The sequence below is a fragment of the Nocardioides sp. NBC_00163 genome (assembly GCF_045206295.1).
In the GTDB taxonomy this organism is placed as follows: Bacteria; Actinomycetota; Actinomycetes; order Propionibacteriales; family Nocardioidaceae; genus Nocardioides.
The window spans coordinates 1,749,956-1,762,642 of sequence record NZ_CP108155.1; the positions used below are offsets into that span (position 1 = coordinate 1,749,956).

A 12,687-nucleotide genomic window follows, 5' to 3' on the forward strand; every position below is an offset into this window, starting at 1 on the left:
ACATGAACACTCTTTGAGAGGACCCGCATGTTCGCGCGACTTTTCGCTCCCACCATCGAGGTCTCGGCCCACTGCGACCTGCCCTGCGGCGTCTACGACCCCGCCCAGGCCCGCATCGAGGCCGAGTCCGTCAAGGCCGTCATCGCCAAGGCCCTGGACAGCGACGACCCCGACTTCCGCACCCGCGCGGTGATCATCAAGGAGCAGCGCTCCGAACTGGTCAAGCACCACCTCTGGGTGCTGTGGACCGACTACTTCAAGCCCCCGCACTTCGAGGCCTACCCCCAGCTCCACACCCTCGTCAACGAGGCCACCAAGCTCGCCGGCGCCTCCGGCACCAAGGGCACCCTCGACCTCGAGGTCGCCGACAAGCTCCTCGCCAAGATCGACGAGATCGCCGAGATCTTCTGGGCGACCAAGAAGGCCTGAGCCGCTTTCGAGATCCAGCACGTACGCCACAGCCGCTCCGGACCGGAGCGGCTGTGGTGCGTTAACGGCACGGCGAGGCCGGTCTCGTTGCATAATCGTCGGGACTCCCACAGAAGGACTGACAAACCCAGATGCCCCAGGTCGAGCTGCACCTTCCCGCAGAAGGCGCTTACGTCTCCGTGCTGCGTACGACCACCGCCGCGCTCGCCGCGCGCCTCGACTTCACGCTCGAGGACATCGAGGACCTGCGGATGGCGGTCAGCGAGGCGGCGGCGATCTGCCTGGAGTGCGCCGCGGAGGCCGCTGACCTGGACGTCGTCTTCGACCTCGGCGAGGACACGATCGGAGTCACCGTGACCACGACCTGCGACGCCGAGGCGGAGATCGACGAGGAGAGCTTCGCCTGGCAGGTGCTCACCACGCTGGCCAGGGAGGTCACCGCCACCCCCGACGGTGATCAGCTCAGGATTTCCCTGGTCGCGGGAGCGACCCCGCTTGGAGCCGCGCGCTGACATGGCGCAGGAGACGATTCGGTCGTCGAGGTCCAGGAGCGCCAGCGAGGTGGATGACGCCCGCGCACGCTCCCGGGAGCTCTTCAGGGCCCTCGCCGGGCCGGACCTGCCCGACGCGGAACGGACCGCCGCTCGCGACGAGCTGGTCCACCTCAACATGGCGCTGGTCGAATACTGCGCCTCCCAGTTCTACGGCCGCGGCGAGCCGCACGAGGACCTCGTCCAGGTCGGCGTCGTCGGCCTCCTCAACGCCGTGGACCGCTACGACCTCTCCCGTGACGTGGAGTTCTCGACGTACGCCGTGCCCACGATCCTCGGCGAGATCAAGCGCTACTTCCGCGACAGCCGGTGGGCCGTCAGCGTGCCGCGCCGCCTTCGCGACCTGCAGCAGAACCTCCGGGACGCCACCGCCGAGCTCTCCCAGGAGCTCGGCCGCTCCCCCACGGCCCGCGACCTCGCCACCCGGCTCGGGGTCAGCCTCGAGACCGTCGTCGAGGGCCTGGAGTCGAGCAATGCGTACGCAGCTCTGTCCCTCGACTCCGAGAGCGACGAGACCGCGCCGATGCTCGACTCGCTGACCGCCCACGACCTGCGCCTGGACGACGTCGAGGTGCGGGAGTCGATCAAGCCCGTGCTCGACAGCCTCTCCGCCCACGAGAAGCAGGTGCTGATGCTGAAGTTCTTCCGCAACAAGACCCAGACCGAGATCGCCGCCGAGCTCGGGGTCTCCCAGATGCAGGTCTCCCGGCTGCTCAACCGCTCGCTCCTCCAGCTCCGCAAGGCGCTGGAGGAGGACTAGGGCGCGTCTTCGGGCGACACGCCCGGGCGCTCCTCGAGCGCGGCGATGCTCGGGGGCGCGAAGATGCCGACGAGGGCGACGACCGCGACCACGGCCAGTCCACCCGCGATCGCGAGGTCATCACGCAGGTTCCAGGCCAGACCGAGCACGATCAGCTGGACGAGCACCAACGGCGCGCGGGCCCACGACTCCAGTCGCCAGAACATGGCGGCGCACCAGCCGATGCCGGCGGCGCAGAGCAGGAAGAACAGGCCGCCTGCGATCGCGGTCGTGAGCGAGGCGGCGTCGGGGATGCGTACGAACTCAAGCGCTCCCCACACCAGCATCGCCGCGGTCTCGACGCCTGCGGCGATCACGGTCAGCAGGAGGGTCCAGGGGCGATGCGGCGCGGTCACCTCAGCAGCCTAGAACCATCGCCAAGCGTCAGAAAATTCGCAGTAGCATACACCACGGGATTTGCGGGTAACTCACCGCGTTACCGAATTGTCTAGCCCCAGGAAGACTGAGTGTTACGGTCCGGTGACGAACCAGACACTGGTTAGGGGTTGTTTCGGCGTCCATTTCTTGGAACTCTAGAGACCAGCACGCACGTGAAGACATTCACACATCCCCGCCACGTGCCGACTCGCAGGGTCTCGAACCATCAGGGCCTTGCCCATCCTACGTCAGAAAGAGGGTCTACCCAGCCATGGATTGGCGCCACCGTTCGGCTTGTCTCGATGAAGACCCGGAACTGTTCTTCCCCATCGGAAACACCGGTCCGGCCATCCTCCAGATCGAGGAAGCCAAGCAGGTCTGCCGGCGTTGCGACGTCCGGGAGCAGTGTCTTCAGTGGGCTCTTGAGGCCGGTCAGGACCACGGCGTGTGGGGTGGACTGAGCGAGGACGAGCGTCGTGCGCTGAAGCGCCGCAACGCTCGCTCCCGTGTCCGCACCGCCGTCTGACCAAGCCCTAGAGGCCATCAACCCCTAGCGATTCACCTAGAGCTCCAACGGCAGCTCGACCGCAGCTCTCGCCCCATGGCCATCAGGCCGGGGCCCCAACGAGAGTCGGCCCCCGAGCTCGCCTTCGACGAGAGTCTTCACGATCGACAACCCCAAGTTTGTCGATGTGTCGAGACTGAACCCGTCGGGTAGTCCATGACCGTCGTCCTCGATGGTCACCTGGAGATGCCCGGCGGGTTGCTGTCGTACGGACATCACGATCTTGCCGGTCTCGGGATCGCCCGGACCGTTGCCGCGGTAGCCGTGCTCGACTGCGTTCTGCAGCAGCTCGGTGACGACCATCGCCATCGGCGTGGCCACCTCCGAGGGCAGCGACCCGAACGAGCCCTCCCGGCGCACCCGCACCGCGACGCCGACCGAGCTGACCTCTCCGACCATGGAGGCGAGCCGGTCGGCGATCTCGTCGAACTCGACGGTCTCCTCGACGGCCTGCTGCGAGAGGATCTCGTGGACCAGTGCAATGGATCCGACACGCCGTACGGCCTCGTTCAGCGCATCTTGTGCGACACCGGAGTCGACCCGGCGCGACTGCATCCGGAGCAGCGCGGCCACGGTTTGTAGGTTGTTCTTCACTCGATGGTGGATCTCGCGGATCGTCGCGTCCTTGGTGACGAGCTCACGATCACGCCGACGCAGGTCGGTGACGTCGCGCAGCAGCACCAGCGCACCGATCGCCTCACCACGTGGCCGCAGCGGGATCGAACGCATGATGATCGCCATCACCCCGGTGTCGATCTCGGTGTCGCGGTGCGCCCGACCGCCGAGGACAGCGCTCAGCGTCTCCTCGTCGGGGCGCTTGCGCGGCGGCACCAGGGCGCGGGTCATCCCGGCCAGGGACTGGCCGGCGAGGTCGCCGGAGAGCCCCAGCCGGCGGAAGACGGAGAGCGCGTTGGGGCTGGCGTAGTCGACGACGCCGTCGGCATCCACCCGCACGAACCCGTCCCCGACCCGAGGGGTGTCGGTGTGGTCGCTGCGCTGGCCCACCGCGGGGAAGTAGCCGTTGGCGACCATCTGGGTCAGGTCGGCGGCGGTCTGCAGGTAGGACAGCTCGAGCTTCGAGGGCGTGCGTACGCCGAGCAGGTTGGTGTTGCGGCTCAGCACCGCGATGATGCGGCCGGCGCGGCGTACGGGAATGGTCTCGACCCGCACCGGGAGGTCGTCGCGCCACTCCGGGTCACCCTCGCGGACGAGCCTGCCGGCGTCGACGGCGTCGTCGAGGGTGGCGTGGCGCCCCTTCGGCACGAACATGCCGACGATGTCGTCCACATAGGCCGTGGGACCGGTCGTGGGACGCATCTGACCGGCCGCCCAGAAGCCGTTCCCGGACTTGTCCGGCAGCCACAGCACCAGGTCCGCGAAGGACAGGTCGGCGAGGATCTGCCAGTCGGCCATGAGCAACTGAAGCCACTCGACATCATCGCTGTCGAGTTCGGTGTGGCTCTGGGCGAGCTCACTCAGGGTGGGCACGCGGACAGCGTAGATGTAGACCTTGGTAGTGCATTGCGCGGGTCGGTGGTCGGCGCGTGGCCGGGTTTGGCAGGATGTTCCCCATGTCGGAGGCGTACTGGCGGGAGGTTCATTCAACCGGTCTCGCCGTACCCACCGACCGGCCGCTGGGTGACCTCACCATCGAGCTCACCCGGATGCTCGGCGACCCGGATCCGGACGTACGCAGCGGGCTGGCCGTGCCGGCCCTGTCGACGTGGATCCAGCGCGGTGTCTACGACGACCTGCTCGGGGGCCTGGGCGACGGCATGGCGGCCGGCCTCGTGGTCGGTCTCGGCGACTCCGGCAACAACGGCGTCTTCCGCCGGGCCTCCTCGGTCGAGGCTCTGGCCCAGTGCATCGCCCGCGACAACGCCCGCTCGCTGGTGCGCGCGGAGAAGGTGCTGGAGTGGGGCGACCGGATCGCCACCTGGCTGCTGCGCGAGCGTGACCTGCGCGCCTTCGTTCCCGAGCGTGGCTGGGCGCACGCGGTTGCCCGCGGTGCCGACGCGCTCGGCACCCTGGCCGCCTCCGAGCACCTCGGCAAGCCCGAGCTGACGGTGATCCTCGACGTGGTCGCCGACCGGGTACTCGCCCGAGGGGACACCATCTACGCTCACGGCGAGCCTGACCGGCTGGCGGCGGCGACGATGTCCGTGCTGCGCCGCAACCTGGTGCCGCTCAACATCATGGAGCCGTGGATCAACCGGATCGTCACCGTCGCCACCGCCACCCCGGAGACGCCCGACCGCGACCCGTTCCTGCTCACCGGCAACGCCGAGGCGTTCCTGCGGGCCCTCTACATCCAGCTCGCGCTCAGCAACGACATCCCGCAGATCCGCGGCGATCTGCTGCTGGTCGTCGTCGCGGCCCTGAAGAAGTCGAACGCCACCTACCTGACCTGACGGCCGGTCGAGATTCGCCCTCCCGCACCTGGGTTTGAGAGACTGTGCCGAGGCCCCTCGGGGTCTACGTACCCCAATGGAGGAGATCATCATGGGCAAGACTGGCCGCAAGCGCCGCGCGCGCCGCAAGAAGGGCGCGAACCACGGCAAGCGCCCCAACGCCTGACCGCTGTCCCTCTTCAAGGGTCAGAGCTGTCAAGACGTAAGAGCCCCAGCCAATCGGCTGGGGCTCTCGTCGCGTCTGTGGCCGGTTCAGGACCTGGTGCGGAGCTCCTGGATCTGAACCATGATCTTCGCGCGCAGGTCGCCCGGGGCGACCTCGGTGCACGAGCGTGCCACGACCGCCTTGACGATGCGCTGCTGGTCGTACGTCTCCAGGCAGGGATTGCAGCTCTGCAGGTGGAGCTTGACCTGGTCGGCATCCGCCGCGGTGAGCTCGTTGTCGATCAGGAAGACGATCTGCTCGAGGAAGTCCGCGCAGTCGGTCGGTGACGCGTCATGTTTGTGGGCACTCATGACGCACCTCCACGAGCGCCGGTGAGGTCGTTGGTGCGGACGTAGTCCGAGAGAAGATCGCGCAGCTGGCGCCGGCCGCGGTGAAGCCGCGACATCACGGTGCCGATCGGGGTTTCCATGATCTCGGCGATCTCCTTGTAGGCGAATCCCTCGACGTCGGCGAGGTAGACAGCGAGCCGGAACTCCTCCGGGAGGCGCTGCAGCGCGTCCTTCACCTGAGAGTCGGGCAGGTGCTCGAGCGCCTCCATCTCCGCGGACTTCAGACCGGTCGAGCTGTGCGACTCGGCCCGCGCCAGCTGCCAGTCCTCGACGTCCTCGGACATCGACTGCTGCGGCTGGCGCTGCTTCTTGCGGTAGGTGTTGATGAAGGTGTTCGTGAGGATGCGGTAGAGCCAGGCCTTCAGGTTGGTGCCGGGCTTGAACTGGTGGAAGGAGGAGTAGGCCTTGGCGAACGTCTCCTGCACCAGGTCTTCCGCATCGGACGGGTTGCGGGTCATCCGCATCGCCGCCGAGTAGAGCTGGTCGAGGAAGGGCAGCGCGTCCCGCTCGAAGCGCAGCGCGCGCTCCTCGGGTGTCTCGGTGGCCAGGTCGACGACCTCATCATCGTTGTTGTCGCTCATCACGTCCCAGGGTACGCGCGCGACCATCGGGGCGCTCATCGGCGACATATTTGCCACCGGGCGTTCGAGCAGAATGGTCATGTTGCATGAACGCCGCGACGGCCCACAAACATTCCCGCTAGACGATGACCTCGCGGACCAGCCACTCCAGGGTGGACTCGATCAGGATCGCGTCGGCGTCGGCCTGCGTGATCGGGCCACGCTTGCCGACGATGAGGGAGTGGTCCGCCCCCGGGATCGGGGTGACCTCGATCCCCTCCGGGAACTCCTCGGGCTTGCCGAACCTGTCCCGGGTGCCCTGCAGGACCAGCGTCGGCACCCTGGACTCCAGCAGCTCGTAGGCGCGCGAGATGCCCGGTTTGGCGATCGGATGCAGCGGGAAGGCCAGGCAGAGCGCCCCGGCGGCGCCGAACCCGCGCGCCGTACGGACCGCCGAGCGGGCCCCGGCGGAGCGGCCTCCGACCACCAGCGGTGTGCGCACCCGCATCCAGTTGGCAGCCAGGGTCAGCGCCGCGTCGAGCGACTTGGGCGGTGTGGCCACCGGCTTCCCCTTGACCCGCCAGGGCTGCTCGAAGCGGACCACGGTGATGCCCTGGGCCGGCAGCGCGTCGTTGAGCGCCATCAGATCGTGGGTGTCGATGCCGTTGCCGGCGCCGTGGGAGAGCAGCAGGGTCGCCTGTGGTCGCCGCGCCCGGCGGGTGTAGAGCCGCCCCTGTCCGTAGGGCGTGTCGATCATCTGCGTCGTGGTTCCACCCATGTCATCCCCAGGCTTCCTCGATCGGCAGCGGCTCGACGAGCTCGCGGCCGTTGTTGCGTACGTTGCTCACCAGCGTCGAGACCGGGTAGGCCTCCAGCCGGCCGGGCGCCGCCGGGGTCAGCAGATCCAGGTCGCCCGGACGGGTCGGATCGAGCCACTGGTCCCAACGCTCACGTTCCACCATGAGCGGCATCCGGTCGTGGATCCGCCCCAGGGAGTCCTCCGCCTCGGTGGTGATCACCGTGCAGCTCCACAGCCACCGGCCTGGGTCGTCCTCGGCCTTGGCGGGGTCGGGCCACAGCTCGTAGAGCCCGGCCATCGCCAGCACTCCCCCGTCCTTAGGAGTGATGAAGTACGGCTGCTTGCGGGGCTTTCCCTTCGCGTCCTTGGCCTCGGTGGCGTACCACTCGAAGTAGCCGTCTGCCGGCAGCAGACAGCGGCGCTTGGCGAAGGCCCGGCGGTAGGCGGGCTTCTCGCCCACGGTCTCCATCCGGGCGTTGATCATCCGGTTGCCGATCTTGACGTCCTTGGCCCAGGACGGGACCAGGCCCCAACGTACGGAACGGAGCTGGCGCTCGCTGGACGCATCACCGTCCTCGCGCGGCGGACGCTCGACGACGGCATAGACATCGTCGGTCGGGGCTACGTTGTAGCTCTCGGTGAGCGGCTCCTGCAGGCGCAGCTCATCGATCTCGAACTCCTCGGCCAGCTCGTCGGGTTGGCGGCTGGACGCGTAACGACCGCACATACGTTCACCTTAGCGCCGGGCGCCGGTGGTGTTCGGAGGTATTTCTAGGCTCCGCGGGCGAGCTCGTCGAGCAGGATGCCCGCTGACCTGTCGTTCTCGGGGAGTCCCTCGATCCAGATCCGGTCGGCGCTGTGCTCGACCATCCGCTTGAGGAGCCCGAGCCGTTTGACCAGCGTCTCGTCACGCGGGGCGACCACGACCATCCGACTGTGGCCGACCTGTCCGACCGCGGCGGCGGTCGCGAAGACCGAGCGGGCGGTCTGGCCCAGCAGCGACATCCGGCGGGCGGTGGCGATGCTGTCGGTCTTCCCGCCGGCGGCGCCCGGGAGGTGGGCGTCGGTGACGACCAGCGCGTGGCTGCGCGCCGTGGCCTCCCGGTAGAGGTCCGAGATGCGTTCGCGCAGGTGTGCGAGGGTGGCGAGGCCGGTGAGCGGGTCGGCGCAGGAGATGGTGTGCAGGTAGCCCAGCGTCGCCTCGCTCCAGGCGACGGACAGCGCGTGCACCTCGGTGAACGCCGGGTCGCGATCCTCCATGGCCTGAGTCGTCATCCGAAGGTCCTCGAGGCTCTCCCCGAGAGACACGCCTGACTCGGCGAGGTCAAGGCCGGCGACCCAACAGGCCTCGGCGACGTAACTGCTGCGCTCGACGAGCGCCTCCGCGACGGCCTCGAACCGCGGCGGGAGCGCCGCGCGCTGCTCGTCGGAGAGCTCTGTGATCTCAGGCGAGGTCGATGCAGGCGCACGCCGACCTCGGGAGAACAGCCGCACAACTCACCTCTTTCCTCGTGTTTCCTGGCGTTGGTGTCGTTCCTTGTCCGAAGTTGCTGGGTCACGGATACAGTGGTGCGCGCGCTGATCTACCGCGTGCCCACATGGACTTGACGTACTAAATCGGCAACCATGACGCGGTAGCGACCCACATTTTCTGGGTTTCGCGAAACTTGTTGTCAGATCCGGGGAGGGGCGTGACGTGCGGGCTTCCGTAGTCGTTAGCACAACGCATGTCTCCCGTCGGCGCAACCCGCGTCATACCTCCGTCCTTCTAACGTCTCTGGTGCTGTGAGCGAATCGACCCCCACCTCTCTATCTACCCTCGACGCCCCTGGCGACGCCGAGCTGATCACCGCTGTCCGTGGCGGTGACCTGGATGCGTACGGGACGCTGTTCGAGCGCCATGTCGAGGCCGCCCGCCGCCTCGCCCGCCAGCTGGTGTCGCCCGGTGACGCCGACGACCTCGTCTCCGAGGCGTTCGCCAAGGTGCTCAACGTGCTGCAGCGAGGCGGCGGCCCGGACCTGGCTTTCCGCGCCTACCTGCTGACCTCGCTGCGCCGGCTCCACGTGGACAAGATCCGCGCCGCCTCCAAGCTGACCACCACCGACGACCTGACGCCCTTCGACCCGGGTGTCCCCTTCGAGGACACCGCGGTGTCGGGCTTCGACAACCAGGCCGCGGCGAAGGCGTTCCAGCAGCTTCCGGAGCGCTGGCAGCAGGTGCTGTGGCACACCGAGGTCGAGGGCCAGAAGCCGGCCGAGATCGCGCCGATGCTGGGGATGTCGGCCAACTCGGTCTCCGCGCTCGCCTACCGGGCTCGCGAGGGCCTCAAGCAGGCGTTCATCTCGATGCACGCGCAGGACGCCGGCGAGGAGGCCTGCGCCACCACGCGCGCCAACCTGGGTGCCTATATCCGCAACGGCCTGTCCAAGCGTGACTCGACGAAGGTCGACGACCACCTGCAGGACTGCCGTCCGTGCACCGCGATCTACCTCGAGCTCACCGAGGTCAACTCCGGGATGGGCGCTTGGCTCGCTCCGGCCCTGCTCGGCGCCGCGGGCGCGGGCTACCTCGCCGTCGGAAGTGGCGTCGCCGCCAAGGGTGGCGTGGTGCTCTTCTTCGGGCGAGTCAGGGACTGGGTCCTGGGCGATCCGGTGGGACGTACGGTCGGTGCGGGTGCCGGTGTCGCCGCCGCTGCGGCCGTGGCCGCAGGGCTCGTACTCACCGGCGGCGACCCGGCTCCGAAGGTCCCGGCCGCCGACGAGCCTGCCGCCGAGGCACCGGCCGACCCCGCTCCGGCTGCTCCGGCCGACCCGGCCGCGCCTCCCGCCGACAACCCCGCGGCGCCCCCTCCCGCAGCGGCGCCTCCCGCCGACCAGCCGGCCGACCCGCCTGCCGACCCGGCTCCCGCCCAGACGCAGCAGGCGCCGGTCATCAGCCAGCCGCTGTCGACCGTGAACGGTCAGCCCGGTGGCAAGACCGTCATCGACCTGACCGAGGGGGCGACCGACGCCAACGGTGACCCGCTCTCTGTCAAGGAGGCCACCGTCGCCTCCCCCGCCCACGGCACCGTCACCAAAGGCGGCGCGTCGACCTCGGGTGGCAAGGGCGGCAGCGTCAGCGGCGCGATCTTCGGTGGCCTGCGGATGGCCGACGAGCCCGTCACCACGGTGACCTACCAGCCCGACCTCGGCTGGCGGGGCACCGACACCATCGAGTACGTCCTCACCGACGGCAACGGCGGCGAGGTCGCCGGAACCGTCGACGTGACCACTCCCAACGCCGACCCGAAGGCCGTCGACGACGCCGCCACGGCAACGGTCACCGTTGACGACGCCAACAACGGCGTCGGCAACGGCGGCGAGGAGCGCTCGGCCAAGACCACCATCGACGTGCTCGCCAACGACACCGACGACAACGACGACGACGTGCTCCGGCTCGTCACGATCACCGAGAAGCCCGCTCACGGCGAGGCGGTCATCGAGGACGACCAGGTCGTCTACACCATGGCGCCCGACTACACCGGGACCAGCGACACCTTCAGCTACCAGATCTCGGACGGCCATGGCGGCACGGACGTCGGCACGGTGGAGGTGACCTTCGAGGAAGCTCCGCCGGTGCACGATGCCGGAATCGCCCTGGACCACCTGCCCTATGACGGGTACGAGCACGTCGAGGTCACGGCCGAAGGCATCCCCGAAGGGGACTACACCGCGACCTTCAGATACAAGGCGACCGGCGTCACGCAGCCGTATCCGGAGTCCTCGAACCCACAATCGATGTGGGCATGCTCGCAGCTTGCCGTTCCGCCCGTGCCGCAAGGCGGCGTCGTCGACGGCGAGTGCACCCTGTCCAGCACGAACAACGGCCAGGCCGTACTCCATTTCGACTTCATCGCCGACGGTGAGTGGACGTTCGAGGCGAGCCTCACCGCTGTGGGATACACCGACCCCGAGCCCGGGAACAACGGTGTCAGCGCCGCGGGCACCGGATCCCCTGAGCCGTCGCCTACCCCGACGCCGGACGTGCCGCAGGTGCCCACACCGCCGACGATTCCCGACGTGCCGCAGGTGCCTACACCGCCCACGACTCCCGATGTGCCGCAGGTGCCGACACCGTCCTCGGACCTTCCCAGCATCCCGGGCAGTCCCAGCGGCAGCCCCTCGATGCCCGAGGGTCCTGACGTGCCCAGCGCCAGCCCGAGCGCGACGCCCGAGGTCGAGCGCGGCGCCGCAACGGGCGGACTGACCTGGAAGGGTTTCCTGAAGGCGCTCGGGATCGAGTGATTTCATCCCCGGTGACCGACGGCCGCCTCTGCCGGCGGAACCTCTAAAGTTGGACCTGTGACTACCACGACCGACCGTGCCGCTGACCCTGCCAACGGGCCGGCCGACCCCTGGCCGGCGCCCCGTGCGCACGGTCCGGTGACGGCGACGGTTTCGCTGCCCGGAAGCAAGTCGCTCACCAACCGGGCGCTGCTGCTCGCCTCGATCGCGGAGGGGCCGTCCGTCGTACGTCGTGCGCTTCGGTCCCGCGACACGCTGCTGATGGCGGCAGCGCTGACGTCGTTGGGGTCGCAGGTGGACACCTCGGGAGACGACTGGGTCGTGACGCCCGGCGCGTTCGGCGCCGATGCCGAGGTCGACTGTGGGCTGGCGGGGACGGTGATGCGGTTCGTACCTCCGGTGGCCGCGCTCTCCACCGGCACGGTCGCCTTCGACGGCGACCCGCACATGCGCAAGCGGCCGGTCGACGAGGTGCTGCGTGCGCTTCGCGACCTCGGCGTGGACATCGAGGGTGACGGGCTGCCGTTCACGATCCAGGGGCAGGGCGTCGTGCCTGGCGGGACCGTGGTGGTCGACGCCTCGGCCTCGAGCCAGTTCATCAGCGCGCTGCTGCTCGCGGGTGCGCGGTACGAGCAGGGTGTGGACGTACGCCACGACGGCAAGCCTGTGCCGTCGCTCCCCCACATCGACATGACGGTCGCGATGCTGCGCGAGCACGGCGTCGCAGTCGACGACTCAGACGCCAACCGGTGGACCGTGGCACCAGGACCGATCAAGGCGCTGGACCGCACCATCGAGCCGGACCTGTCCAACGCGGCCCCGTTCCTGGCCCTGGCCGCGGTCTCGGGCGGCACCGTGACCGTGCGCGACTGGCCGCAGGCCACGGACCAGCCGGGCGACCAGCTGCGCGAGGTGCTCTCGCTGATGGGCTGCGAGGTGCGGGTCACCGACGACGGACTGACCGTGACCGGGCCGGAGCGGCTCACCGGGATCGACCTGGACATGCACGACATCGGCGAGCTCACCCCCGCCGTCGCGGCGCTGTGCGCGCTCGCCTCGACGCCGTCGCACCTGACCGGCATCGGCCACATCCGCGGCCACGAGACCGACCGGCTCGCCGCGCTCGCGCGCGAGCTGGGTGCGCTCGGGGCCGACGTCACCGAGCATCCCGACGGGCTGACGATCCGGCCGGCGGCTCTGCACGGCGGGGTGTTCCACACCTACGCCGACCACCGGATGGCCCACGCCGGCGTGATCATCGGGGCGACCGTCGAGGACGTCCTGGTCGAGAACATCACCACCACCAGCAAGACCTTCACCGACTTCGCGCCCTTCTGGGCGGGACTCTTCTGAGCA

General features: G+C 69.0%; 15 protein-coding genes. 8 read left to right on the forward strand and 7 right to left on the reverse strand.

The window, feature by feature from the left end; all coding sequences use genetic code 11:
- Positions 1 to 27: 27 nt before the first annotated feature.
- The 3 genes from sodN (at position 28) to OG801_RS08385 (ending at position 1,740) form a co-directional block, all read left to right on the forward strand.
- Entirely contained in the window at positions 28 to 429 is a 402-nt protein-coding gene (gene sodN / locus OG801_RS08375; protein ID WP_160027673.1) for a superoxide dismutase, Ni, read from the forward strand.
- Positions 430 to 560: 131 nt separating this feature from the next.
- The gene (locus OG801_RS08380) at positions 561 to 941 is read left to right on the forward strand and encodes an anti-sigma factor (protein WP_406035154.1); all 381 of its coding nucleotides are present in this window, start codon (positions 561 to 563) and stop codon (positions 939 to 941) included.
- Positions 942 to 990: 49 nt separating this feature from the next.
- A complete protein-coding gene (locus tag OG801_RS08385; protein ID WP_355019181.1) occupies positions 991 to 1,740 on the forward strand; it encodes a SigB/SigF/SigG family RNA polymerase sigma factor in 750 nt (249 codons plus the stop codon).
- Here OG801_RS08385 and OG801_RS08390 read toward each other — a convergent pair.
- The gene (locus OG801_RS08390) at positions 1,737 to 2,135 is read right to left on the reverse strand and encodes a hypothetical protein (RefSeq protein WP_355019182.1); all 399 of its coding nucleotides are present in this window, start codon (positions 2,133 to 2,135) and stop codon (positions 1,737 to 1,739) included. The two genes, OG801_RS08385 and OG801_RS08390, sit on opposite strands and share 4 nt — an antisense overlap.
- A 293-nt stretch (positions 2,136 to 2,428) precedes the next feature.
- On the opposite strand from OG801_RS08390, the gene OG801_RS08395 reads away from it, so the two are divergent.
- On the forward strand, positions 2,429 to 2,683 hold the full coding sequence (locus OG801_RS08395; RefSeq protein ID WP_008362075.1) for a WhiB family transcriptional regulator: 255 nt from the start codon (positions 2,429 to 2,431) through the stop codon (positions 2,681 to 2,683).
- A gap of 36 nt (positions 2,684 to 2,719) precedes the next feature.
- On the opposite strand, the gene OG801_RS08400 is transcribed toward OG801_RS08395, so the two are convergent.
- Positions 2,720 to 4,210: a histidine kinase N-terminal domain-containing protein gene (locus tag OG801_RS08400; RefSeq protein WP_355019183.1), complete on the reverse strand. Its 1,491-nt coding sequence runs from the start codon at positions 4,208 to 4,210 to the stop codon at positions 2,720 to 2,722.
- Positions 4,211 to 4,293: 83 nt separating this feature from the next.
- Here OG801_RS08400 and OG801_RS08405 point away from each other — a divergent pair, with 83 nt between their 5' ends.
- Complete coding sequence (locus OG801_RS08405) at positions 4,294 to 5,133, forward strand: DUF2785 domain-containing protein (protein WP_160027663.1); 840 nt, start codon at positions 4,294 to 4,296, stop codon at positions 5,131 to 5,133.
- Between the two features lie 91 nt (positions 5,134 to 5,224).
- A complete protein-coding gene (locus OG801_RS08410; protein WP_369797015.1) occupies positions 5,225 to 5,299 on the forward strand; it encodes a 50S ribosomal protein bL37 in 75 nt (24 codons plus the stop codon).
- 86 nt (positions 5,300 to 5,385) lie between these two features.
- On the opposite strand, the gene rsrA is transcribed toward OG801_RS08410, so the two are convergent.
- The 5 genes from rsrA to OG801_RS08435 all read right to left on the reverse strand — a co-directional run bounded on the left by rsrA (position 5,386) and on the right by OG801_RS08435 (position 8,541).
- A complete protein-coding gene (rsrA, locus tag OG801_RS08415) occupies positions 5,386 to 5,649 on the reverse strand; it encodes a mycothiol system anti-sigma-R factor (RefSeq protein ID WP_355019184.1) in 264 nt (87 codons plus the stop codon).
- The gene (locus tag OG801_RS08420; RefSeq protein ID WP_355019300.1) at positions 5,646 to 6,296 is read right to left on the reverse strand and encodes a sigma-70 family RNA polymerase sigma factor; all 651 of its coding nucleotides are present in this window, start codon (positions 6,294 to 6,296) and stop codon (positions 5,646 to 5,648) included. Before OG801_RS08420 ends, rsrA begins: the two co-directional genes overlap by 4 nt.
- Positions 6,297 to 6,387: 91 nt before the next feature.
- Positions 6,388 to 7,026, reverse strand: coding sequence for an alpha/beta family hydrolase (locus tag OG801_RS08425; protein WP_355019185.1), 639 nt, complete (start codon positions 7,024 to 7,026; stop codon positions 6,388 to 6,390).
- Between the two features lies 1 nt (position 7,027).
- Positions 7,028 to 7,774, reverse strand: coding sequence for an SOS response-associated peptidase (locus OG801_RS08430; RefSeq protein ID WP_406035158.1), 747 nt, complete (start codon positions 7,772 to 7,774; stop codon positions 7,028 to 7,030).
- Between the two features lie 44 nt (positions 7,775 to 7,818).
- Complete coding sequence (locus tag OG801_RS08435; RefSeq protein WP_406035160.1) at positions 7,819 to 8,541, reverse strand: hypothetical protein; 723 nt, start codon at positions 8,539 to 8,541, stop codon at positions 7,819 to 7,821.
- Positions 8,542 to 8,832: 291 nt separating this feature from the next.
- Here OG801_RS08435 and OG801_RS08440 point away from each other — a divergent pair, with 291 nt between their 5' ends.
- Together OG801_RS08440 and aroA are read left to right on the forward strand one after the other, a co-directional pair.
- Positions 8,833 to 11,331, forward strand: coding sequence for a sigma-70 family RNA polymerase sigma factor (locus OG801_RS08440; protein ID WP_406035161.1), 2,499 nt, complete (start codon positions 8,833 to 8,835; stop codon positions 11,329 to 11,331).
- A 57-nt stretch (positions 11,332 to 11,388) separates the two neighbouring features.
- On the forward strand, positions 11,389 to 12,684 hold the full coding sequence (gene aroA / locus OG801_RS08445; protein ID WP_406035163.1) for a 3-phosphoshikimate 1-carboxyvinyltransferase: 1,296 nt from the start codon (positions 11,389 to 11,391) through the stop codon (positions 12,682 to 12,684).
- Positions 12,685 to 12,687 lie beyond the last annotated feature (3 nt).